The sequence below is a fragment of the Streptomyces sp. NPDC059828 genome (assembly GCF_042731955.1).
Lineage (GTDB): Bacteria > Actinomycetota > Actinomycetes > Streptomycetales > Streptomycetaceae > Streptomyces.
The window spans coordinates 18670-42807 of record NZ_JBHWIW010000010.1 but is presented as its reverse complement, the minus strand read 5'-3'; the positions used below and the strand labels follow the sequence as shown (position 1 = coordinate 42807).

The window sequence follows — 24138 nt, the reverse complement described above, 5'->3', positions numbered from 1 at the left end:
GGATGAACTCCCGCGATTAGGTGGTGACTTCCCTAATCCCGGGAGCGCATCGGTTGCCCGCTTTACGGCTTGCGGTGCCGGGCGACGATTCCGGCAGTCTCCAGTGCGTCCAGGGTCTTGCCGTCCTCGATGCGCTGAACGGCTTCACCGGTACCGAGAACGGCCGCAGCAACGCCCAGGATGAGCGCGGACGGCAGCGACGGCACGTAGTGCGCGACCAGGGCGAGAACGGCCACCAGGGCGGCGTAGAAGCGGGTTGCATGGGTCTTGACGAAGGTCATTCAGACTCCTCTTTCGTGACTGTGTGTAGAGATTTTTGGGCGCCGCCGGCTGCGGCTTATCCGGCCAACATCGGACATAGCGACGCCCGCGGAATGCACGGAGTGTTACGAGACGCGGGGCACCTTGAGGGCATCCCACGTGGTCTTGCCGGGCCAGCCGTCAGCGTCGGCCCCGGTGAATCCGTTCTTGCGCTGCCACTTCGCGTAGGAAGACCGGTCAACGTCGGTCCACTGGGGACCAGGGCCGGACTTGTATGCGGAGCAGCCGACGGCCACCAGGCGCTTGCCCATGGCCGTGACGATGGGGCTGTTGGGGCTCTTCTTGAACCAGTCCGTTCCGGGGAACGGCTGATAACCGATCGGTGCGGGCTTCTCGCCAGCAAGAGCCTTGGCGCGCTTCACGATCTCGGGAAGCTGGGCAATGACCTTGCTGCCGGGGCACGACGTGTGACCGCCCCATGCAGCGCCGCCCATGCCGTGATAGCCAAGGCCACGGCCCGTGGTGCTCGTGGTGAGCTGAAGCGGCACACCGTAGGTCTTGTGAGCCCACGCCAGCACTTCGGCACATCGGTCGATCTGAGCGGACGTCAGCGAGTCACCCCCGCGCCCCTCGTTCTCGATGGACAGCCACGTACGGTTTCCGCCAGCCTGAGCCCACGCCCGGTCTGCGGTGTCAACCCACTGGTAGAGCTGACCGCTTCGGCCGGTACCGAAGTGACTGGACGCCTCAGCCTCCGGGTTGCGGAACCAAGAGTCGGTGCCGCCAAGGCTGCCGTCCATGATGTGAATGACGACGCCGTAAACGGCATCCTGTCCGCCGTCCGTGAAGTTGCGCGGAATCGGTCGCCAGGTAGCGCCGTTGAATCGGGCCATTCTGTTTCCCCCTCATAAAGAGGCCCCGCCCGGAGGGTTCCGAACGGGGCACTGACCACCGAGTCACGTGACTCGGTGCTAGGTCATGGCGAGCGCCATGACTGCCGGATCGATGCCGACTTCCCCTGCCAGTTGATTGACCGTGGTCGGCAATGCCGTGTAGTTGTCACCTTCCGCTGCCCATGCGCGATGAAAGACGCTTCCCAAATGGAAGTTCGCGGGGGCCGAAGGCGATTCGTTCTGTACGTGCATGTAATAGAAATCCGTCGATGACCCTGCGGTCATCAGGAATGCCGCCCAGTACCTTCCAGGTTGGAGCGTGACGGTTGCCGACAATTTCAGCGGCACCGCGCCAATGTGGTTGTTCTTCGCTCCGGGGGCACTGTCGGCACCAGGGGCGGGAACGCTGGAAAGGGTTGTAGAGGCGGCTACGCGGGTCCCCGCTTCGCTGTAGATGCCTGACAGAAAGCGCGCTGCCGGTACGGCCGTTGAGCCTGCCCACCCTCGGGCGAACATGACGACGGTATTGACCTGCGTCGCCTCTGTGATGTTGATTCCGGACATGTACAGGCGCTTGATCACGGCTGCTTTGGTCGCGGGGTTGGCAACCCCGGCAGGGTCGACCGACCATGCGGCAAACCCCAGCGCTTGAGGCGTCCACGTGTTCCGGGCGACGTTGGGAATCTGTGCAATGGGCACGTCTCCCGAGGCGTCCAGCGACGCAACACCGTTGACCGCTCCGCGTGTTGAGGCTGCCAGCGCTGAGACGTCGGCAGCCGCAAGGGTTACGGTCGGTCCGCTCTTGCCGTTGACCGTGGTCACCACGCCGGACGGGATGGAGAGCTGTGACGACGGGACCAGTCCCGAGGCGTCGAGGGTGGCCACGCCACCGGCAACGCCCTTGGCTGCTGCGGGGATTGCGCCAACGTCGGCAGCGTCTAGAACGATTGCCGGGCCTAGGTCGCCGTTCACGCTGTTGACGGATCCTGTACCGGGGTCACCCTTGTCGCCCTTCGGGCCTTGGCTGCCCGTGGCACCGGTCGTGCCTGTCGCCCCAGGGTCGCCCTTGTCGCCCTTCGGGCCGGGAACGGTGCTGGCCGCTCCCGTGTCACCCTTCGGCCCCTGAGCGCCGGTATCACCCTTGTCGCCTTTGGGGCCCTTGAGGTTCGCAACAGGATTTCCCCAACTGGACGCGCCGCGCTGCCATACATCGCCCGTGTCCGCCCTGAGAAGGAAGTCACCGGGCTTTGTGTCAGCACTCGGCGTAGAACCCGTGCTCACATACCAGGCGGATCCGCGTACCGCGTCACCCACTCTGACCCATGAACCCGCCGCGCGGGTCCACATCGTGACCGTGGTGGACGTGACCCCCAACAGAGTTCGGGTGTCGTACTGCGTATAGAAGTCCCCGTCACGGCCCAGCGCCGACGTGGGCGGAGCGGAGCCCGTGAATATCTGCGATCCGGCAACCGGCACAAAATTGGGAGTGGCCGGATCGGCTGGCGCAATGTCCGCTAGGTCGACGTCTGCCGTCGCCTTCGGCAGCAGCGCGCTATAGGTGCGCCCACCGATGACCCCGGAAAGGTTCTCCTTGATGGTGTACGACCAGCCAGACGGCTGCATGTTGGGCGCATCTGTCGCCGGTAGACGCACCGAGAATCGGCCGGTCTCATCCAGTGCAGCCACCACGGGACCGGCGACGAATATGTCACTGTCCGGGAACGTCAGCAGCGAGGGCGCGTTGAACGTCACCGTTCCGGACAGCGCCCGCCCGTCCGGACCCAGGTAAGTACCGTGCACAACGACGGTTGGAATGCTGTTGGGCAATGCCGCCAATGGATCCCCCTAGATACGAGCAAGGCCACCGAGTCACGTGACTCGGTGGCCTGGTTGGGTGTGTGGCCGTGCGGACTAGCGCCGCAGCAATTCCGCTATCTGCGCACGGAGTTCGGCGTTCTCGCTTCGCAGGGCACGTACTTCGGCGTGCAGTGCGGCAAGCTCCTCCGACTGCCTTTCGACTTTCGCTCGATAGGCTTCCGCCTCTTCCTTCCATGACGCCTCCATTCCCAGACGGAATCTGCGGAGTGACATGACGAGAAAGGCGAGCAGGGGTGCAATGATTTCGACGGATCCGTATAGGCGCGTTAGGTCCATGTCGTCAGTCCTGTACGGGGGTTAGGGCACCATCGATGCGCGGGTTTCCGTCTGTCGACTCTTCCTTGTAGGTGCCCAGCGGGATCCCGACCACGATGGAGGGGAGGCCGACACCGACTGTCAGAGACTCGCCGTCCGATGCGGTGACGCGCTTGTTGACCCGGTACGCAATCTTGATGTGCTTGTACACCAGGTCATCGTCAAAGCCGATCGGCTGAGGGTGGATCCAGGAGAACGTCAGTGTTCGCGTCCATCCCCCCTGGTCCAAAGCCTTGTTCAGCGTGACTTCCTTGGTCTTGCCTCCCGTGACTCCGTCCTCAAGCCATACGGTCACGGACACGTCCATTGCCGCGCCCCTGTCCCACGGAATGTGGAAGGGAAGCGCAGCGATGATGACCGGCTGATTCAGTCCAGTGGTGTTGATGATTCCTAGGCCGTGAGTGAACTCGGCACCCTGTGTGCCCTCAAGTGACGGACTCTGGATCATGCCGACGGGCAGCCGCTCGTTCACGCTTCCTGGTCTCGGCTTGCGTTCAAGTGCGTTGATCCGGCGCTTGAGTTCGTTGATCTCGGCCACCAGCGAAGGCGGTAGGGCGTTAGCCTGAATTGCCATTGTCGAATACCTCCTTGCTTGCGAGAGCGAGCGATACGGTTTCGGTTCCATTGACGTCCACACCGACCCGCCGTTCCGTAATGACGTACTGCTCCATGAGCGCGACGTATCCGGAATCAGCGATAGCGGTACCGACGGCACCGGGCTGAAATTGCACGGGGCTGAACTGCTGTGGATAGAGCGTGAGGGTTGGCACGGCGATCGGCTGACTGCCCACCGTTGCAAGCGCGGCGGCCTTGGGGATGAGTTGGCCGGAGGCTTTCAGGTCTGAATAGGTCGCCACCGTGACCATGCGTGGCGTTGTCAGCGCCGGATTGCTGGACGTGGCAAAGGGCTTCATCCATGTGCCTAGGTCCGCACCGAATGCGTAAGCCTGCGTGGCGAGCTGGGTGCCGTCGTAGGTCACGCCGGTCACGTTGCAGCTCACGCGGTGTTCGAGCTGGGGGTAGGCTTCCGCTCCCCGTTTCACGACCCTGAAGCGGTTCCCGATGCGGGTACCGGTGGTCACCCAATAGGGTTCGTACCGGAAGTTGAATCCGTCGAGATCGTCGGCAAGTTCCTCGATGGCTTCCGAGATCTTCTTGAATTCGGAGAACGACCATTCACGCGTGGCGGTGCGTCCTCGTGTCGCAATCGCCGATGTGTCGGTTCCGATTCCCCCGTTGGCGTTGGCGTAGGAAATCCAGTCCTTGAGTAGGGTCGACTGGTCTGCGTTCTTTCGGCTGTAGCCCTTGGTGCTGTCTAGGTACCGGTGGGCGTAGTACGAGTGATAGCCGGATGCGGACAGCGCCAGCGTTCCCGCGCTCAGGTCAGCCGTCGCGCCCCACAGAATCCCACCCCATACGGGGGTGTCGTCCCGCAGGATGGCAAGCCCGCTGGCACCGGGGAGGAGAGTGGACGGGTCGGCTTCCGGCGCATGCAGCGGCATGCCCACGCTTGCCGTGCCTGCCCCGTTGAGTGTGTCGACGTATTCGATTCCCGTGACCGGCAGCCGGGCCACGACGTTCCCGGACTTCACGTTGGTCTGTACGACTGAGTATCTGGCCGACGACGTCATCACACCCACCGGTCCCGCCACGTGATCTCAGCCGTTGTCGGACTGTTCACGGCAAGCGTCGTCATGGAAAGGCGATGCTCGCCGAATGCGAATTCGGGCCACGTGGAGCCCGCCGTAATACGGTCGTTGAAACCGGTTCCGCTGGCCGTTGCCGTAAGCGCCTGAGTCTCGGAATTGATGGTGAGCCCGCCAGCGAGGTTGGCCATGCCGAACCACTTGCCTGATATCTCGTCCTTGATCACGCAGTCTTTCGCGTTGGTCAGCTTGATGACCGGCAGCGCGGGCACGGACCCCACCTGGGAGAACCGAAGTTTGGGATCAGAACCCTGCCAGGGAGCGGAGAGCGCGAGCGAAACCGGCGCGTCCGCGTAGATGTACGGATCGGTGGCGAAGAGTTCGACCACCACGTTGCACACGGAGTACGCGAAGTTCAGGTCAAGCGGTGCGCTTCGCTTGCGCGGGCGGACATTGACGTAAGCCGTCCGTCCGCCCGCTACGCCGGGGAATCGGAACCGTAGGGGGATTTCCCTCTCGGCTGGCCCGAAGGCCGCGTACACGGCGTTCAGCGCCTCCGTGAACACCTCCCCGGTGCTGCCGTAGACCTCAAGCGTCAGCGTGACCGTTCGGCCGCTCATGTAGTCATCCCCGGGGTAGAGCCCGTGGCGCTGCACTAGGACGAGATCCGCCGTGCGCATGTCCGGCAGCGAGAGAAGACCGTCAACGGCCACGAGGGACGCGGCGGAATCGGACGACCCGACGACCAGGCCGTTGTACTCACATGTCCAGTCGTCCAACTCTGCCATGAATTCCCCCTCTTGAGATGTGGCACCGAGTCACGTGACTCGGTGCTAGCGCGCGACCCGAAGCGCCCAAGCGACTTCGCGCCCGATTGCGAACGGGTCGGCGGCACTGGTCACGTTGACCGTCACGCCAGCCGTCGCGGGTCCCGCATGGTTCGGGATCACATGGGAGCCTCCCGGCAGATTCACCCACTCCGGGCCACGCTCACCCACGCGAGTAAGCCCCGATGCGGGACCACCCATGGCCCGGATCTTCGGAATGGGGTTGTCGGGAATGTCGATGGACAACGCCCCCCATCCCAGCTTGTTGGGGATGGCCCAGTTCAACAGGTCGATGACGCTATTGATTGCCCCCTTGGCGGCCGACGCCACGGCGGATCCCAAGGACGCTGCGAAGCCACCCAGTTTGGACAAGCCGTTCTTGATTCCGTCGATCACGTATCCACCGATGGACTTTCCGGCGTTCAGCAGCGCCACACCTGCCGCAAGGATGCGCCCGGGAAGTGATCGGACGAAGCCGACCACGGCATTGAGCGCATCCGATGCGAAGGTCTTCACGGCGTTGAACGTGTTCTTCGTTGCCGTCCAAATGGTGTCCCAGTGCTTGATCAGCAGCCCGGGGCCGGTGAAGTTCAGGAACAAGTTCTTGATGAACTCGAAAACGCCCTTGATCTTGTCCCACACCCAGTTAAAGGCGAGCAACGTGTATTGCTTGATGGTGTCCCAGTTTTGCCAGATGAGTACGGCCAGCCCGACAACGGCCGCGATGATCAGCGGAATGGGACCCATGGCGATGAGCCACGCGGCGGCCATGCGTGCGGCTTGAATCATGGACTGTGTGCCCATGAGGAGCCACTGAGCGACCATGATTCCGCCGTTGAGGATGGCGGCAGCAGCACCGGCTACCCACTGGCCCACGACGATGGCACCGGATATGACGGCCTGAGCGCCTGCCTTGAGCCAACCGCCCACCACCGACCATGAGGCCGTGACCTGCGTCAGTGCGGACGTGGTGGCCGTCGCTGCCGACGTGACCCACGCGCCTACCGCCTGAGCCCCGGAGACAACCGACTGAACGCCCCACTGAATGAGGGCAGGCAGCATGACAGCCGTCAGGACTCCCGCCACGGTAAGGATCGGGGTCCTGTTCGCCTCCACCCACTGACCCAGCGTGGCGAACTTGCCCGCTAGCCCCTCGATGGCCGGAAGCACTGTCCCGCCGATCACGTCGACCGCAAGCGTCTGGAGTCCCCGCCAAAATGCTGTGATCTTCTGTGACGCGTTGTCGTGCATCGTGTCGCCAGCAGCCTTCGCAGCACCGTCGACCTTGCCCAGACCGCTAACGGCCGTGCTCACATCGAGCTTGTACAAGGCGGAACCCATATCCTCTGCCTGGGTTCCGAAGAGGTTGACGGCCGCCGCGCTTCGCTCCGCTGGGTCCTTGATGGCCCGTAGCTTGTCCAGCGTGAGCCCTAGCGCCTTCTCGGCGGACGGCCCACCGGCCGCAATCTTGGCGGCCATGTCCTTAGCGTCAAGGCCGATCGCCTTGAAACCCGCCGCCGTGGTTGCGCTGCCGTCAATGGCTCTGATGGAGAACTCCTTAATGGAGTCCGCCACCAGGTCGGCATCACGCGCACCGCCTTGCAGTCCCTGAGATATCAGGCCCATTGCGGTCTTGCCGTCAAGACCGACTTTCTTGAACTGGACCGAATACTCATTGAACGTATCCAACAAGTCTTCAGCTTTATTTCCGCCGACTTGAGCGCCGCGAACGAGAATGTCAAAGGCTTCGTCGGCGTTCTTCGCCATTCCCGTTTTGAGCATCTGACCGACACTGTTGGCAGTCGGTCCGACTTCATCCCCAAGGACGTTGGCAACGTCCATTGCCTTCTTGGAGATGTTGGCCATTTCCCCTGCTGTGGCACCGGCAGGCACAAGGCCCTGTTGCCAAAGCGACTTCAACGCCTCATTGGCGTCAGCGATGGATTCGCCGTAACCGGCCGAGTAGACCGCCCCAGCTGCCTCACCCAACCGCTTCGCTTCATCCGGATTGGCACCGAGCTGCGCAGCGAGAAGGCCGTTTCCCTTCTCTCGGTCCATGGCCTCATTGATCCCGGCGAACAATGAAGCGCCGACGGCAACGCCAGCGGCGGCAGCGAGCCCGCCGAACTTGTCGGCAAGGCCGCTGATTCCGTCGCTGGCGTCGTCGGCACCGTGGGCGACTTCCTCCCCGAGGCGTCCCGCCTCTTCGGTAGCCGCCCGTAGAGCGTCCTCGACCTGGTCGGCGAAGTTCGTTACATCCGCCGCCCCGTCGCTGAGTGAGCGGCTGAGATCGTCTAGATCACCCAGCAAGGTAATCGTGATCGGCTTGGCCACCAGAACCCCCCATAGTTACGCTGCGTATATCCCGCGGTGCGCCGGCATGGGGGCTTTGGTATACGCAGAGTGAGAATCAGGTCATGACAGGCGTCCGGCGCTCCCCCTGCACCGGCCCCCCGGAACGGCCACGTGACGCGCGCCCCTCCGCCTTCTGTTGCTCCTCAACGTCAGCCGTCATCTGATCGACCAGCGTGTTGAAATCCCTCAGCGAGAGCGCGCGTACGTCCGACCACGTGAGCCCCCGGAAGTGGCCGACCAGACGCGCGCACGCAATCACTCGCTGAGCGCGGAAGGGTCCTTTGCCGTCTTCTTGAACTCGATGCGGAGCTTGCCCGCATCCTCAGCCGAGAACGACGGATCCTCTCGCCGCTTGATCACAACGGCCATAGCGCGCAGTAGCTTTGCCTTTCGCGCACCAGGCTTGGCAAGCTGATCGAGGGGACCGTCAATGATGTCTTCGATGATTTCGATCTCATCGATCGAAAGGCTGTCGATATCCAGAGAAAGAATCTCTGAAGCGTTCTTCTTACCCATAATCAGCTCTCCAATTTGTTGCGGAGTACGGCGGTGATCTCACGCTCGTACGTCTCGGAAACCTTTTCGCTGTTGCGGGCCATAGCCCGGTAGAGAAAGCGGTTAGGGCGGATGCCCCTCTTCGGGTAACCGAAGTGGATTGCCCCGGCATAGGGTGCGCGGGATGCGGTACCCGCCTTGATGGCAGCGGAGTTGGCCGACGCGACAACCTTGACCGATCGGGCGAGTTTGCCGGGCCGGTACTTCTTGTTGTCCTTCGGTGTCCGCACATGTTGCGGAACTCCGCGCTGAGCGTCGGGCTTGACTATCTCCGCCGCTTCCTTGTTGACCTCCCGGACCCGCTTCGAGAGGTCTTTGTCTTTGAGCTGACGAAGGGTCTTCTTCAGTTGGTTCAGGCCCTCAACCTGAACCGAGAACCGGGAGCCAGCCACCGCCACCCCCTGTCACTGGGTCACGTGACTCGGTGGTCACTGCGGAGCGGGTGGAGTAAAGCCCGGCGTGGGGTCGACATAGGTCAGCTTGAGTGCCGCACGGCCGTCCCCGGGGTCGAGTATGCGGAACGGGAGTTCAACCGTAGTGACGTCGTCAACGGATGCTTCGGGACTGTCGCCCGTGAACTGGACCGCCGGGGCTTCGATGCGCATGGACGTGCCGGGAGTGATGCCCGCGAAGTCCACAACGAGAGAGGCCACAGTGCCGCCTATGAAAGCCTCGTACGCCTTGAGAGCGTCAGCGGTGAACTCCCCTTCTAGCGTGCCCTCATACGTCGGCATGGCCGCACGTACGGGCGTCTTCTTGAGGGCGTTGCCGCGCAGGAAGCGCCGGTCAACCTTCATGCCACGGTCGGCGGACAGCTCCAGTTTGTTCGCGTCCATCGTGACGGCCTTGCCGCCGATGGTCAGCGCGATAGCCGTGCGGGTCCAGTCATAGACGTACGCCTCTTTCGGGTACGCGATCGGCAGCGCGTCAGTCGGCTTGTCGGAATGCGTGACGTCCTGAAAGTCGAACGTCGCCTTGAGGGTGACAGCGTTCTCTACCTCTGCGGTCAGTTCCCACTCTGTGACCACGCATCCGACGTGCTTGTACGCGACCGACTTGCCGTCGGTGGTCGGCCTGGTCATCTGGGCCGTGAACGACGGGGAAGCCGTGTTGGCCGCGCTCTCGAAGACGTGCGTGGTCAGTCCGCTCGAAGCGTTGGCGGTGCCGCCGTTGTAGGCGTCGAATGCGGCGGAGAGAAGGGCAGCCGCACCGGCGTCGAGCACGTCGACTTCCAATTCCCCTTCGCCGCCCATGTTGATGACGTTTCGCCGGTCAGCACGGGCGGTCTGCATGCCCGCACGGAACCCCACACTTTCAATGAACTCTCGCGTGGTCTTCCATGAGTCGGACTTGCCCTCATAGCCCAGCATGGACGTTGCGGCCGTGCCGTATGCGGATTCCTTGCCAATGCCAATGGCAGCGTCGAGTGCCATGCTTCCCCCCTAGGTGGTCCGGCCGCGAATGCGTACGCGGACAGTCAGCGCGGCGTACGCGCCATCGGTTGATTCGGCCGTCTCCGTCTCGGAGGATTCCGGCCGCACGTCAAGTAGTCCCGGCACACTGGCCGGAGCCAGAGCACGGCAGGCGTCGGCAATGGCGTCACGAAGGCCGTAGACGGTCCTCTCAGCGCCTATCGGGTCCCCGGGAGAGATGACCAGCGCGTGAACGTCCACGTAGCTTGTGACGGCCGTGGGCTTGCGCGGCCCCTGCCGCATGGCAACGGCTGCAAGCTCTTCGTCCCCCGTGGCCCCTAGCCAGACCTGTTGCCGTCGGTCGTTCTTGCCGGTCTCGGCAAAGGTGCATTGCACCCCTGCCGGGACAGCTTCCTTGAGGCAGTCGAACAGGGCAACCTTTGCGTCGAATACCAGCGCCACAGTTGCCCCCTTACATGAAGATGAACGGCAGCCTGATGCGGTACCGGTTCAAGTGCGCGTTCACTTCCGGAAGGGAAGTCGGCCGCCACGTGCCGCCAGCCTGCGCCAACTGGACTGAGCCGAACTCGCTTTGAAGCTGTAGCGCCCTATCCGGTACACGGGACACAAGGTCAAGGCAGTACTGACGGGCGAGAGTTCGCACGCACCACCGGATCGTTTCCGGAGGCGCATCGGTCCCTTCCCATTTCCGGCCGCAGTAGGTTTCGACAATCTCAACCGCGTAGGCGATTGCGTCGGAAAGCGTGCCGTCCGGGAAAAGCGACGCGTCTTCCATGCCGTCCAGCGTGCGGACTTCTTCCACCGTTGCGTAAGACACGTTCACCCCCTCAAGGGAGGGGTGACCACCGAGTCACGTGACTGAGTGGCCACCCCTCAACTTCCCGCCATGCCTTACGGCTTGGGGGTAACAGTCAGAACCTTGGCGCTGAGCTGATCGGTGAGAAGACCGTCCGCCCGCTGAATGAACCGGTAGACGATCTGGTCGGACTGGAACTTTGCGTCCACCGAGCGCTCAACACGGAGCGGTCCGGCAAGGCGAACCTTGTACTTGCTCAGGTCACCGAAAAGCACCTTGTCTTCCGGCATGGCAACGTCCGTTGCGACCGGTCGGCCGTTGAAGGTATCCGGTGCGCCAGCCGTTAGCGCGCTCTGCCACATGTACTGACCGTTGGCATCCTTCAACTTCCGCATGAGCGCGGCAGTCTTGTCGGCCACGATGAACGTTGCATTCGTGCGGTAGGACGACGGCAGTTCGTAGAAGAGATCAATGAACGCGTCGGAAACCGTGGTGTCCTTCGCGGTCGCCACATACGTGGCAACAGCCGCCGAAGCAGAGCCAACGATTCCCTTCGGCTGGCCAGTACCGGTACCGACCAGGAAGTGAGTACCCATGCCGTGGCCCAGTGCGGGGCCAGCGTCGCCCACCAGGAAGCCGACAAGGTCTAGCGCCTGGTCCTCGATGAACTCCGTGGAAACCACCGAGGCGTACGCGTACTTGAAGGCACCGACCGACCGGACAGCCGTGGTCGGGGTGGACTCGGGAATGTTGGCGTTCTCCGCCACAATGCCCGCAGACGCACGACCGGTGACAACGGTGAAGTCGATGGACTCGCCCCCGGACGTGGTCAGGATCGAAGCACCGTTGCGCATGACGGTAGACCGCTGAACCGCCTCGGCGAGAAGCTGACCAAACAGGGTGCGCGGAATGACGTTCTTGCCCGTGACCGTGTCCACGGCGCGCTTCTCAGGGGCGAACGTGGCCGACTGATGAAGTCCCAGCGACCGAAGCTGAGTTGCCGCCTCGGATAGCTTGTCCTGAGCCTCACGCTTGCTGCCCTTGCCCTTGAGTCCGGCCATGAGCGCGTTGACGGAAGTCTCAGCGTTCAGGGCTTCAATGCCGCGCTTCACGCGGCCGTCATAGTCCGCAATGGCATCGAGTAGGCGCGTCTCCTTCTCGCGCGCCCCAGCGTCCATGTCCTTACCGGCGAACTCATCGGTGAGTGCACGGAGTTCGGAAGCGGCCTTTTCGCGCGCCTCAAAGTTCGCGCTCAGAGTCTGTGCGTCCATTACTGGACACCCCCCTTGTTTAGAAGTGCGCGGACCAGGTCACGCGCCGGATGGTCTGGCAGCGAGTCACGTGACTCGGTGGTCTGCCCGGTGATGCCGAGAGTCAGCGCAATGGAGCGCATGAGTGCGGCGTCAGTGGTCGGGTATGCCGGGGTGAGAACCGGTCCGAGTTCAGCGACGTCCATGCGCGTGATCTCGCGAATGGGCAATCCGGTCTCGTCGTCCAGTTCGTCATGAACGCGCTGGCCACCCTCCCGAACCCGGAAGGTCATCGAACTTCCGCGCACGTCTCCGCGCGCAATGAGTTCGGCAAGATCTCGACCAACCGTGGTGTTCGGTAGGTCGATCTCATACCAGCCGCCGTCACCGTCTTCACCGGTTCGCAGCGTGCCTGAACTCGACCGCCCAAGTACCTGGTTCATGTCGTGGTTGAAGGTGGCCAGCACGTCATTCGTGCGGAGCGATTCAGCACCGGCACCGGGGATGATCCGCTCCCGGAATCCGCCTAGGTCATGCGACAGTTCGTTGAATCGGTAGGCGTATCCGCGCATGGTGACGGTGTCGCCTTCGGAGCGAAGCTCAGCCGGTCGGGCTAGGTTCCGGCGTTCGGTCGTCAACGGTTGATTCCCCCTCCTGTGCGTCCCCGGTATCGGGGGTTGTGTCTGTAGTCGGGGACTCGACGGCCGCAGGCTCAGCCGGATCGTCGGCAACGTCGGCAAGGTTCATGGGCACGCGGTGCACTGCACCCAAGCCATCCGGCAGGGGCTCCAGGTCTTCCCATGCGCGCACTTCATCGATGCTGTAAATGCCCTGCTGCAAGCCGATTGAGTACATGTCCATGCGCTCTTTCGGAGCGCCGCGCTGAATGCCGTCAAGGTTGAACTTCACGAAGAGCTGACGGTTAGCCGTCTCCGCGTAGAGCAGCCGGGTAAACCCGGACTCGATGCGCTCAAGCCACGGACGCAGAGAGAACATGGCAAACGCCTGGTTCTGCTCAGCGAGCCCCGAACCCCAGCTAGTTGAATTCGTCGCGTCGGCAATCAGGTGAGGCGGAACGCCGAAAATCCTGGAGATCTCCGGAACCTGGAATTGGCGCGTCTGCAAGAACTGCGCCTCATCGGGGCTCAACGCCACCTTCGAGAATTTGGCACCCTCGGTCAGCAGCGCGACCCTATGCGCGTTCTCAGCCCCTGAGTTGGCCAGCCGCCACGCTTCACGAGCGCGGGCTAGCCCCTCCTCCGACATTGCCCCGGGCACTTCGATGAGCGCACCTGGCATAGCGCCGTTCGCAAAGAACTTCGCCCCATAGGTCTGTGCCGCCATGGCCAGACCGATGGACTCCCGAGCGAACGCGATGGGTGACACCCCGGTGAATTCGCCCGGCAGCATCATCCCGGGGATATGCAGAATGTCCCTGGTCGTGTACCACCCTAGAGCGACTTCGTTGCCGTCGTCGTCATAGTCGGCCACATAGAAGACCTTGCGGCGTTTACCGTCCACCACGACCGTATGCGTGTCGATGCGGTTCGGGTCCAGCACCTCAAGGCCAACAATGTTCGGCCCATTCCACAGAACGGCTAGATAGGCGTTGCCGTCCAGCAAGAGGGAAAGCACGACCTGAGACAGAAGGTCGATGCGGCCGAGCCCGCCCGGTTCAGCGGTTGGATAGTCCAGCCACGTGGGCGACTTGATCTCCTTGCGCACCCCTCCCCTTCGGGAGTAGGTAGCCACCGGCAGCGTGCATATCGTCTCGCTCAGAAGGCGGACGCAGGCAAATACGGCTGACACCGTAAGCGCGCTGTTCGCATCAACCTTCTGGCCTGCCGCCGACATGGCACCGGGTATCGGGAAGAGATCCGTGACCGGGTCCCACTGTGCCCGCTTCTCAGTCTCCCGGGACGGCCCCCGGAAGAGCGCACGCCAAAAACCCATGGAGCCCCCCTCATGGAAATGGACCACCGAGTCACGTGACTCGGTGACCTAGTGGTCTTCTAGGTACTGGTCGAACTCAGGGGAGCCGACGTTGATGACGCGACCGTCCTTGTCTTCCCACGTGGCGACGATTGCCGTCTCAATCAGGTGGGAGTTCTCGTCCCGAAACATGACCGCGCCATGAACGGCGAGGATCATGGCAACCGCTAGGTCAATCTTTCGGCGGGAAGACGCATGCTCCTTCGTGATGCGCGCCCCGTACTTGTCCTCTCGCAGCACCGCGTTACCGATGTGCCGGGCAAGGGCCGGATCCCCGTCATGCGACAAGCGACCATCACGGCACGCGTCGTAGACGGCTTGAGTCGCCGGAACCATGCGCTTGAGACTGTTGGTCGGGAAAGCCTCAACGGGCCATCCCTCAGCCTCAAGGTTCTCTAGGGTCTCTTCCCACCGGTACGGGTCGGCCACAAGGTTGCGGACGCTGTACGTTTCCAGCGCGGAGCGGAGAGCGTCACGCACGTCGGCCATGGGGACGCGCCAATGTGCGTCATCCGGCGGGGCCTCCCAATGACCCAGAACGAACACCCGGAGGTCATGCACGCGGGCGGCAACCAGGGCCGTACTGTCACCCTTCCAGGAGCCGTCAAAACCCAACACCACGGCGTCACCGGGGTTCAGGGTGTCGTCTGCCGCAAGGGAGTCCCACAGGCCGTGAGGCAGCCACGTCGACGCGCCACGCACGAACTGCGACAGACGGTAGATGCGGAAGCTAGCTTCCGAACTCCGCTGTGCAGCAGCCTCGAAGTCCGCAGCATTCAGAATCTCGAAGCTGGGATTGCAAGCCCGCCAGACTTCGGGGTCCAGGTAGTCAACCTGTTCCCCGATGCGGGGACCCCAACTCCGATAGAAGAGTGTCGGGTCCACGGCCTCACCGGAGTTGACCCGCTCGCCTTGTTCACAGAGCTTGGCAAACGGACCGTCCGGGTCGGGTCCCGCTGTCGAGACGACCCAGGTAATCGGCTGATGACGTGCCGCACCGCCCAGCGTCAAGGCATCAAACAAATCGGGCGACTTGCTGAACGCGTACTCATCCAAGGAGACAGCCGACGGGTTCAGGCCCTGTTGCCGTCCAGCGTCCGCCGACACCACGCGATAGGTGGAGTCCTTAAACTTGATCACGTCGCGCTGAACATCACAGACAGCCGACAGCTTCGGAGAAGCGTTCACCATCTGCTTTGCAGCGTCGAAAACCATTCGAGCCTGATTGCGGTCATTGGCCGCAGCGATGATCTGTCGCTGAGCGTCGGCACGGTCGGCTATCAGGTGGTAAAGCATGATGGCCGCCGCAATGGTCGACTTCCCGTTCTTGCGGGCAATGCAGACCACGCACATTCGGTGTTTGCGAATCCACCGGCCGAATGCATCTTGCCGAAGTTCGTACGCGTCAACGAGTAGTTCACGCTGCCAGCCAAGGAGCCGGAAAGGTTGACCGGCGAAAGAGCCGGTAAGGCGGCAGAACCTTTCAATCCAGTTGGCGACCCGATACCCCTCGGAAGGGAACGGCGCGTCGGCCGGAATGTGGCGCGCGATGACAGGGTCAAGACTGGTCACGCGCACCCCCCACCGTGGCACCGAGTCACGTGACCCGGTGGTCAGAAATCTTCAGGCCCCGCCGCCACGCGTCGAGCCTCTGCGGCCACGATCCCCAGACGCATGCGCGCCTCGGGAGTGAAGCCAATGACGGTTTCGATTGCGCGTAGCTCTTTCTCCGTGGACTCCACGTAGCGCATGGCAGGGTGAACGGCAGGCTGACCGGTAGAGCCCACGGTCATGAGTCCGTCACTGGAGACAGCCGCAAGCAGGGCCGCACGCCGGTCGTACAGTTCGCAGTACCGCAGAATGATGTTCCGATCGGTCTCAGGCGAGTACGCCCCGCTACCGGCCGACCAGACAGCGCGCCAGACCTCACGGCCAACACGCTTGAGTCCGGTAGGCACTCGCGGAGCGCGACCCTCGTGCACGACAGGCGCAACACTCTCGGCGGCGCTGTTCGCGTGCCCGGTGCGCTGCTCGGGGCTCTTGCTTCGGGACACACTGACACCCCCTTTACGGGCCTTACCGACCCCTTAAAGGGTGCCTTTCTCGCAGGTCCGAATCAGAGCTTGCCCAGTAGCCGCACGGATCGGCCACCCAAAAATGGCGTCACACCTAGCGCGTGTTTTTCGAGCTTGGGCCGGGATCGCCAGAGAGCATGCCTCGGGAACTTCCGAAGCGCCCTGCCCTCCCATCGGAATCAGAATGGACGCTTACCGAAGTCCATTGCGGTCTTGATGCGATGGCACCGCTTACAGAGCACCTGCACATTGCTCGCCACATCCTCACCGCCAAGGGCGAGAGGCTTGACGTGATCAATGTCCACCTGACTAGGCAGGAAGATGCCACCGCAGTGCGCACACGTTCCACCCACAGCCGCACGCACGGCCTTGCGCAGGGTCGCCGCAGCGTTACTGCCACGGGCGACAGCCTCACGCCGCTTGCGATGCGACTGCACCGTACGACCAGACTCGTACGCCTTGCGATGCTCAGTGCACCGACCCTTGAGGGTGGCCCACTCTCGACAGTCAAGGCACCGGACACGCATGGAACCACCCCTCCCCCTAGGCACCGAGTCACGTGACTCGGTGGTGGTACCTGCCCCCGGATTCGAACCGGGACCATCACGGGTCTAGGCCGTGCGCCTCTACCGTTGGGCTAGGCAGGTATGCGAGAGAGCAGGGGACTCGGTCCGCCGTGCCGCCGAGGGGTGCGCGGTAACCCCCACTCTCTCTGCCCTTACTAGAGCGCGAGGGTTACCCGATAGCGCGCCGGAAGACGACTTTGGGAAAACCCGTCGAGTGACGCCGGTCACAGTGCGGTGAAACGGTGATTTGAAGCCCGATTCTGTTTTCCTTGTGACTTTCTCAAGGGATACCGGAATCAAGGTATGAACCACCGTTCCACCGCACCCACCCTCGCTGAAAGAGGTGGATCCTCACGCCCCGTGCGCGACTGATCACACGGAGTCATGCTCATGCCAACCCGGCAGACGGATGATCCAGGCCCCTCGGGCTGGCAACGACACAGGTGGCTCCAAGGGGCCATTTACGTCCGTGTGCGGGCATGAGAAAGCCCCGGGAGGCGTGATGCCAACCGGGGCCGTCTCAGGGGCTCTCAGGCCATCAGGGCCGCTGACTGCTCGGCGGCCTCTCGGCGTTCCTTGCTTCGCTGTACAGCTGCTAGTGCGCTGTCGATGTTCCGGACATCCTCTGTGTCCTTCCAGGTGATCACTAGACGCTTTTCAATCGGCGTACGGTCACCCCTGCACTTCGGGGGAGTGATTGTTACGGTCTTCGCGGCTGCTGCAATCAGTGCCCGTCGTCCTTCGATTCCCGCCACTTCCCACAGCGCAATAAGCGCCTCAGCGTTCATGAGTGGCGTAAGGTCAGATCCCTTACCCAATTCCGCCAACTCTGCTTTGAGGCTGTCTATTTGGTTTCCGACGTCACGCCGTAGCGACTCGAACGTCTCTTCATCCATGCCAGATGAGACACCGAGAAAGTATTCCTTGTTCAGCTTGAGCTGACGCGCAAGGGCACTATCCAGAGCCGCCGCCACTTGCTGCTTTCTGGCTTCCTTACCCGGGTCCTCATACGCCAACCAGTCGCGTGCAATTGTTTGGATGGTTGTGGATTCTGGCGACAGACTCAAGATGTGGTTTCTCCACATCGTCTCCATGGCATCGTCCACACGGCCGCGAGTCGTAGCTATCCCTACACACACGGAGGGACCCTGATTTACGCGCGCAAGGCAACGGTAATTGGCACCCCCGTTCCCCATGAGCCCCTTGCAAAGGGGGCACTTGAAAACGCCGGTCATGATGGTTGCCGCTTTGCGCACTCCCCGTGTCTTGTCGCCAATTGTTGTTCCGGGTCGGGCGCGCCCAGCGATCAGTTTGTTGATTTTTTGCCACTCGGCAAATGTCACCACACCCTCACCCACTGAGATGGGATGCCCGGCTGAATCCATAAGGGGCTGTCCTCGCCGATACCACTTGTCGATAGGCACGCCGTTTGCGTCGACCGCCCTCTCTCGGTCCGGAATCAGCCCGGCCCAACTGGGCGAGTACGCGAGGTGAATGACTGTCTGCGCCCGCCACTTCTTCCCCTTGCGTGTCGGAATCTTCCGCCGGTTTAGATCGTCAGCGATGACGGCAGGGACAACGCCCTTGAGGAGTTTTTCAGCGATCAACGGGCGCGCGTACTGGTACTCGGACTGCTTGCGCCGCAGCTTTCCGTCTACGACTTCAAGGCCGTAAGGAGGAACGCCACCCGGCCATTTCCCCTCAGCTTTGTGGGCATCTCCGCCAATCTTTGTACGCATTGCAATGTCCTTCGCCTCTTGCCGCGCCCGGTCTGCAAGAATTCCGAAGATCATGCGCATGCCTGGAAGTGAGCTATCGAGTCCTTCGCTGGTAACAACGATCCTGGCACCCTTCGGCTCCATTTCGTCAATCAGCCGGTCAACGGCCCCCATGCCGCGCCGAGAAAGACGGTCCGTCTTCCAGACATAAAGCGTCTTTGACTTACCACCTTCGATAATGGCTGAGGTTGCGTTTTCGAACTCTTCCCGCCGAATGTGGGCTTTCGAGGCAGAGCGCTGCTCGAACCACACGTGACGAATCTTCTTCCCTTCGTCTCGCGCCTTCCGGCAGACTTCCCGCAAGTGCTCTCGCAGGGTGGCGAGCGTGTCTTTCTTCTTTGAGCGCCTGATGTACGCCTCTGCAAGGTCGTCGGGCTTGCCGGTTGCCACCTGCCAGAGCCCCAGCTCTCTCAGTTCGTCGTCCTTGAAGCCCATGCCGCGCAGTGTGGGCAGGTCGTCGCGTTCCATGTGGTCTCCCGTGTCGAGGTGCGGATACCTCCGACCCGGGAGCGCAAGGGTTGCCTAGTACAGGCACGAAATCCGCGTTTCCCCAGGTCAGTGGTGGTGTTGCACCGTTAGGCCACGGGTGGGCCTGGATGAACTTCACCTGGTTCGCGTCCGCCTACGACTGCGACGACGTGCCCTACCGGATCGCCACTCTGGTGCAGATCTGCGGAGTGCTGATCTATGCGGCGGGCGTGCCCCGGGCGTTCAACGAGAACGACTGGACGATCGCCGTCATCGGCTATGTCGTGATGCGGATCGCGCTGACCGCGCAGTGGCTGCGGGCGGCCGCGTCCGAGTCCCCGGGCCCCGCCCGCCGCACCGCCCTCGTGTACGCCGTCGGCGTGGTCGTCTGCCAGGCGGCCTGGATCGCTCTGCTGAGCGCGCCGGACGGCGCCAGGCGCTGGCTGTTCCTGGTCGTCGCTGCGGCCGAACTGCTGGTGCCGGTGTTCGCCGAGCGCGGCCACCAGACACCCTGGCATCCGCACCACATCGCGGAGCGTTATGGCCTGTTCACCATCATCGTGCTGGGCGAGACGATGTTCGCGGCCACCATCGGCGTCCAGTCCGTGCTGGGGGAGGTCGAGGAGTTCGGTGAGCTGGTACCCATCGCGGCAGGCGGCATCCTCATCATCTTCTCGGCCTGGTGGATCTACTTCTCGGTCCCCGTGCACGAGCGGTTGAGAGGCAACCGCGAGTCCATACCCTGGGGTTACGGGCACTTCCTGATCTTCGCTTCGGCCGCAGCGATCGGTGCGGGCCTGGAGGTGGCCGTGGAGCAGTCCGTGGGCAAGGTGCACATCCCGCTGCTCGGAGCCTCGGCGGCGGTGACGATACCCACGGCGCTCTTCCTGCTCACCGTCTGGTATCTGCACGCCCGGCACTTCAAGAGGACCACCGCACAGCAACTGCTGCTGCCGGTCTCGGTACCGCTCGTCCTCGCCTGCACCTTCGCCGGGCACTGGGCGGTGCTCACCACCGGGCTCGTGACGGCGGCCACCGTGGCGCTCGGGGTGACCCTGGCGAGCAGGCACCCGGAGACAGCGGAGTCCCCTGCCCTACCGGAAATGGAGGTATGAGCGATGACGACCGTGTGACGCGGGGGCGCCCGCCCGTTCCGGTCCAGGTGGCCGAGGACCGGCAAGGCAGGAAGAGAGCCCGGCAGTTGGGGCGACTCCCGTGATACGCAGAAGCCATGGCACTCAACGACGCACTGACCGATGTGCACGGCCTCCGGGTCGGACATGCCCGTCTTCCCGGGCCCTGCGCGCTCAGCGGCACCACGGTCGTCCTGGCCCCCGAAGGCGGGGCGGTCGCCGCCGTCGACGTACGCGGTGGAGGGCCGGGCACACGCGAGACCGACGCGCTCGACCCCCGCAACCTCGTACAGCGCGTCGACGCGGTCGTGCTGACCGGTGGCAGCGCATTCGGGCTGGACTCCGCGTCCGGGGTGATGGCGTGGCTGGAGGAGCAGGGTCGGGGTGTCCCCGCCGGGCGTGAGCCGGGACAGGTCGTCCCGGTGGTCCCCTCCGCCTGTGTCTACGACCTGGGACGAGGAGGTGACTGGCGAGCCAGGCCCGGTGCGGAGACCGGTCGGGCAGCAGTGGAGGCGGCAGCGCGCACGGAGCCGGGCGCCCCCGTCGAGGAGGGCTGCGTCGGCGCCGGGACCGGCGCGGTGGTGGGGCGGGTCAAGGGTGGTGTCGGCACGGCGAGCACGCGGCTGCCCGACGGGACCGTTGTCGCCGCGCTCGTCGTGGTCAACGCAGCGGGCTCCGCCGTCGATCCGGATACCGGTGTGCTCTACGGGCGGTACTTCACGGGGGAACGGCCCGTGTTCCCTTCCGCGGAGGTGCACGCGGGGGCGTTGCACCGTCTCGCCGAGGCGGCGGACGCCCAAGGGGCGCCTCCGCTGAACACCACCCTCGCCGTCGTCGCCACCGACGCAGAACTCACGCGCGCCCAGGCGCAGAAGCTCGCAGGGACGGCGCACGATGGAATCGCGCGCGCCGTCCGCCCGGTCCATCTGCTCAACGACGGGGACACGGTGTTCACCCTCGCAACCGGGGCGCGCCCGCTGGATGCCGCCCCGCTCGCGCTCAACCCCGTGCTCGCGGCGGGCGCGGACGTGGTGACGCGGGCAATTGTGCGCGCCATGCTGGCCGCTACGACGACAACCGGCCGAGGGGGCGACTTCCCGTCGTACCGCGAGCTGTACGCATGTTGAGCGGAACAAACGAGGAGGAGCAAACAAGGACACGCGGAAACTTTGCGTCATGTCCCGTTCGTTTTCCCGAACCCGGGACGCGATGTCCGACCCAGGGACTACGTTAAGCAGTCACCAAGTGACGTGTGGCAACGGCCTGGAGATCCGGAGAACCACCTTGAACGATCCGTACGAGACAACCGAGACGCACCTCGAGCGGCTCCTGGGTCGGGCACTCAACTCCTTCGACCTTCCCGACACCGCGGTCGATCGGCTCGAATCCGCGCTGGCGCACGCCAGTTCGCTCCACTCCTCGCTCCACAGCGCGGGGCTGCACCGGTCGACCTACCGACATACGTATCTGCTGGCCGACGGCTCTTCCCTCACCCTCTGGGAGCTCGTGCACAACAACGGGCGGGACGGTGTCGAGCAGCACGAGGTGTACGCGGAGGAGGTGGAGGCGCGCGTCGCCGCGTCCCGGCTCAGGGCCATGCGTCCGGACCGGCGGGACGATGCGGACAGCGCAGACAGCGCAGACGGCGCTCACCCCGCAGACGGCACGGGCCGCGAAGCGCGGACGGGCAGCCCGAACAGCGTCGAAGGGGTCGGCGGCGCCGGTGACGGTGGCGACACGGACGGCGCTGCGGACGAGACGGTGGACGATCTGGACGCCGATCTGGAGCTGCTCGGCAAACTGCTCGCAGGGCCAGGGGCCGCACCTCCGCGCACCTACGAACCGGACAACTCGCCCGACCACGCACGCCGATTACTGCGCCGGGCCGAGAACCCGGACCGGCCGGGCGAGGACACGGCACGACTGCTGCGTGCCGCCTTCGCTCACCACATCAGCCAGGCGTTCGGCCGCCAGTGCTTCATGGGCGGCCGAGGATCGGGCTTCACGCTCTACGAGCACGCGTTCCTGCTGCTCGACGGCACCGAGCTGAGTTTGTGGGAAGTGGAGCACACGGCGACCCCGGACGGCCGTCATATGTGCGAGGTGTACACGGACGAACGCACGGCACGCGGCGCGATCGAGCTCCGTGCTCGCGCCCGGGTGCGCTGATCCGGTACCGAGCGGATGCGTTCGGCTAACAACCACGGGAGGAGCCCGGCGCCCGGAGCGGTGCTCCGGCGCCGGGCTCCGTACCCGCCCTGACGACCTGCCCTCACATGCCCCCTACTTGGCCGGCACCGGCTCCTCCTGCCGCTGCTCGGGAAGCCCGGTGCCTGTCGCGGCCTCGGCCGCGTCCTCGACCGCACCGGCTTCCAGGTGCTGCTTCGGCCGAGCCGGCAGTGCGAACATCACCAGGAAGATCACTCCGAGGACTCCGGCGACCCACCACAGGGAGTGCTCGAAGGCGTCGGAGAACGCCGTCCCCACGGCGGCCGGCGATGTCGGCCGCGCATCGTCGATCACCCCGAAGAAGACCACCGCGACCAGGCCGAGGCCCAGTGCGTTGCCCGTCTGGGTGGTGGTGTTGATCAACCCGGACGCCGAACCGGCGTGCTCGCGCGGCACATCGGACAGCACCGCATCGGTCAGCGGAGCCACGATGAGCCCCATGCCGAGGCCCATGACCACCAGCGGGGCGATCATCTGCCAGGAGTGGATCCCCGTGCCGTAGCGGTCGGCTTCCCAGATGTAGAGCAGCAGCCCCGCCATCATGGTCAGCGCGCCCGCCTGGAGCACCTTGCGTCCGAAACGCGGCACCAGCTGCTGCACCGACAGGCCGGCCGCCAGCGACACCGCGATGGAGAACGGCACCCCGGTCAGTCCGGACCTCAGCGGGCTCCAGCCCAGACCGATCTGCATGTACAGCGTCCAGACCAGGAAGAAGATCCCCATGACCACACCGAAGGTCAGCTGCACCGCGATACCCGCGGCGAAGCTCTTCACCCGGAACAGAGACAGCTCGACCAGCGGCGAACCGTCCTTGCGCGTCTTGTACCGCTCGTAGGCCACGAACACCGCGAACATGACCGGGCTCGCCGCCATGCACAGATGCCCCCACAGCGGCCAGTCCAGCTCGCGGCCGCGCGTCAGCGGATAGATCAGCATCAGCAGTGCTGCCGTGGCGAGCACGACACCGATCAGGTCGAGCCGAAGGGCCTTCTCGGCGCGCGACTCGGTGATGAACTTCCGGCCCAGGATGACGCCCGCGATACCGACCGGGAGATTGATCAGGAAGATCGGCCGCCACTCGAGACCGAAGAGGTTCCACTGGGTCAGCAGCGCTCCCAGCAGCGGTCCGGACACCGCGCCGAGCCCGACGACCGCGCCGAACATCCCGAAGACCTTGCCGCGTTCATGTGCCGGGAAGGTCACATGGATGATCGCGAGCACCTGCGGCACCATCATCGCCGCCATCGCACCCTGGAGCAGGCGAGCCCCGACCAGCATCTCCGTGCCCACCGCGAAGCCGCACAGCGCGGAGGCGAGCGTGAAGCCCGAGATGCCTATGAGGAACATCCGCCTGCGGCCGAAGATATCGCCGAGCCGGCCGCCCGTGATCAGACCGGCGGCGAACGCCAGTGCGTATCCGGCGGTGATCCACTGGATGGCCCCGAACGACGCCTCAAGGCTGCGCTCGATACTCGGGATCGCGATGTTGACGATGGTGACGTCGACCAGGTCCATGAATGCCGCGGTCATCACGATGGCCAGGGCGATCCAGCGGCGCCGGTCCGCCGCCTGATCCGGGGCTCGTTCAGGGTCGGGCAAGGGGTTGGGCGTGGCCGTAGCGGGCACGGCGGCTTGGGAGCTCATGGCGAGAAACCTATGCGGGATATAGGTCAGGTGATGTCCTAGAA

At 64.0% G+C, this 24138-nt stretch carries 23 protein-coding genes, 1 tRNA gene and 1 pseudogene; 3 read left to right on the top strand and 22 right to left on the bottom strand.

Annotated elements, in window-relative coordinates:
- Window positions 1–62: 62 nt before the first annotated feature.
- From ACFV6V_RS08805 to ACFV6V_RS08705, 21 genes are all read right to left on the bottom strand, one after another.
- Window positions 63–281, bottom strand: a complete 219-nt coding sequence (locus ACFV6V_RS08805) for a hypothetical protein (protein WP_385561173.1) — start codon at window positions 279–281, stop codon at window positions 63–65.
- A gap of 105 nt (window positions 282–386) precedes the next feature.
- Entirely contained in the window at window positions 387–1154 is a 768-nt protein-coding gene (locus tag ACFV6V_RS08800) for a peptidoglycan-binding protein (protein ID WP_385561170.1), read from the bottom strand.
- A gap of 78 nt (window positions 1155–1232) precedes the next feature.
- A complete protein-coding gene (locus ACFV6V_RS08795) occupies window positions 1233–2981 on the bottom strand; it encodes a collagen-like protein (protein ID WP_385561168.1) in 1749 nt (582 codons plus the stop codon).
- Between the two features lie 84 nt (window positions 2982–3065).
- A complete protein-coding gene (locus ACFV6V_RS08790) occupies window positions 3066–3308 on the bottom strand; it encodes a hypothetical protein (RefSeq protein WP_385561165.1) in 243 nt (80 codons plus the stop codon).
- A gap of 4 nt (window positions 3309–3312) precedes the next feature.
- Window positions 3313–3921, bottom strand: a complete 609-nt coding sequence (locus ACFV6V_RS08785; RefSeq protein ID WP_385561162.1) for a hypothetical protein — start codon at window positions 3919–3921, stop codon at window positions 3313–3315.
- A complete protein-coding gene (locus tag ACFV6V_RS08780; protein ID WP_385561160.1) occupies window positions 3905–4921 on the bottom strand; it encodes a hypothetical protein in 1017 nt (338 codons plus the stop codon). The genes ACFV6V_RS08785 and ACFV6V_RS08780 overlap by 17 nt, the downstream gene beginning before the upstream one ends.
- Before the next feature lie 56 nt (window positions 4922–4977).
- Entirely contained in the window at window positions 4978–5781 is an 804-nt protein-coding gene (locus ACFV6V_RS08775) for a hypothetical protein (RefSeq protein WP_385561157.1), read from the bottom strand.
- Between the two features lie 45 nt (window positions 5782–5826).
- Entirely contained in the window at window positions 5827–8154 is a 2328-nt protein-coding gene (locus tag ACFV6V_RS08770; protein ID WP_385561154.1) for a phage tail tape measure protein, read from the bottom strand.
- A gap of 276 nt (window positions 8155–8430) precedes the next feature.
- Window positions 8431–8691: a hypothetical protein gene (locus tag ACFV6V_RS08765; RefSeq protein ID WP_385561151.1), complete on the bottom strand. Its 261-nt coding sequence runs from the start codon at window positions 8689–8691 to the stop codon at window positions 8431–8433.
- 2 nt (window positions 8692–8693) lie between these two features.
- Complete coding sequence (locus ACFV6V_RS08760) at window positions 8694–9122, bottom strand: HK97-gp10 family putative phage morphogenesis protein (protein ID WP_385561148.1); 429 nt, start codon at window positions 9120–9122, stop codon at window positions 8694–8696.
- A gap of 36 nt (window positions 9123–9158) precedes the next feature.
- The gene (locus ACFV6V_RS08755; protein ID WP_385561145.1) at window positions 9159–10163 is read right to left on the bottom strand and encodes a phage tail tube protein; all 1005 of its coding nucleotides are present in this window, start codon (window positions 10161–10163) and stop codon (window positions 9159–9161) included.
- 9 nt (window positions 10164–10172) lie between these two features.
- Window positions 10173–10604, bottom strand: coding sequence for a hypothetical protein (locus ACFV6V_RS08750; protein WP_385561142.1), 432 nt, complete (start codon window positions 10602–10604; stop codon window positions 10173–10175).
- Between the two features lie 10 nt (window positions 10605–10614).
- Window positions 10615–10980, bottom strand: coding sequence for a hypothetical protein (locus ACFV6V_RS08745; RefSeq protein WP_385561139.1), 366 nt, complete (start codon window positions 10978–10980; stop codon window positions 10615–10617).
- A gap of 74 nt (window positions 10981–11054) precedes the next feature.
- Window positions 11055–12230, bottom strand: coding sequence for a phage major capsid protein (locus tag ACFV6V_RS08740; protein WP_385561136.1), 1176 nt, complete (start codon window positions 12228–12230; stop codon window positions 11055–11057).
- A complete protein-coding gene (locus tag ACFV6V_RS08735; RefSeq protein ID WP_385561133.1) occupies window positions 12230–12847 on the bottom strand; it encodes an HK97 family phage prohead protease in 618 nt (205 codons plus the stop codon). Before ACFV6V_RS08735 ends, ACFV6V_RS08740 begins: the two co-directional genes overlap by 1 nt.
- Window positions 12810–14063, bottom strand: a complete 1254-nt coding sequence (locus ACFV6V_RS08730) for a phage portal protein (protein ID WP_385561131.1) — start codon at window positions 14061–14063, stop codon at window positions 12810–12812. Before ACFV6V_RS08730 ends, ACFV6V_RS08735 begins: the two co-directional genes overlap by 38 nt.
- 147 nt (window positions 14064–14210) lie before the next feature.
- Window positions 14211–15773, bottom strand: coding sequence for a terminase large subunit domain-containing protein (locus tag ACFV6V_RS08725; protein ID WP_385561128.1), 1563 nt, complete (start codon window positions 15771–15773; stop codon window positions 14211–14213).
- A gap of 41 nt (window positions 15774–15814) precedes the next feature.
- The gene (locus tag ACFV6V_RS08720) at window positions 15815–16159 is read right to left on the bottom strand and encodes a phage terminase small subunit P27 family (protein WP_385561436.1); all 345 of its coding nucleotides are present in this window, start codon (window positions 16157–16159) and stop codon (window positions 15815–15817) included.
- Between the two features lie 296 nt (window positions 16160–16455).
- Window positions 16456–16803, bottom strand: coding sequence for an HNH endonuclease (locus tag ACFV6V_RS08715; RefSeq protein ID WP_385561125.1), 348 nt, complete (start codon window positions 16801–16803; stop codon window positions 16456–16458).
- Window positions 16804–16847: 44 nt separating this feature from the next.
- Window positions 16848–16923: transfer RNA gene (locus ACFV6V_RS08710), tRNA-Leu, on the bottom strand.
- A 449-nt stretch (window positions 16924–17372) separates the two neighbouring features.
- Window positions 17373–19088, bottom strand: coding sequence for a recombinase family protein (locus ACFV6V_RS08705; protein ID WP_385561122.1), 1716 nt, complete (start codon window positions 19086–19088; stop codon window positions 17373–17375).
- Window positions 19089–19198: 110 nt separating this feature from the next.
- Between ACFV6V_RS08705 and ACFV6V_RS08700 the strand changes: the two are divergent.
- The 3 genes and pseudogenes from ACFV6V_RS08700 to ACFV6V_RS08690 all read left to right on the top strand — a co-directional run.
- Window positions 19199–20203: pseudogene (locus ACFV6V_RS08700) on the top strand (low temperature requirement protein A); the annotation flags it as partial.
- Between the two features lie 116 nt (window positions 20204–20319).
- Window positions 20320–21348: a P1 family peptidase gene (locus tag ACFV6V_RS08695; RefSeq protein WP_385561119.1), complete on the top strand. Its 1029-nt coding sequence runs from the start codon at window positions 20320–20322 to the stop codon at window positions 21346–21348.
- Window positions 21349–21505: 157 nt separating this feature from the next.
- The gene (locus ACFV6V_RS08690) at window positions 21506–22390 is read left to right on the top strand and encodes a DUF6227 family protein (RefSeq protein WP_385561116.1); all 885 of its coding nucleotides are present in this window, start codon (window positions 21506–21508) and stop codon (window positions 22388–22390) included.
- Window positions 22391–22504: 114 nt separating this feature from the next.
- On the opposite strand, the gene ACFV6V_RS08685 is transcribed toward ACFV6V_RS08690, so the two are convergent.
- Window positions 22505–24094: an MFS transporter gene (locus ACFV6V_RS08685; protein WP_385561113.1), complete on the bottom strand. Its 1590-nt coding sequence runs from the start codon at window positions 24092–24094 to the stop codon at window positions 22505–22507.
- Window positions 24095–24138: the final 44 nt, after the last annotated feature.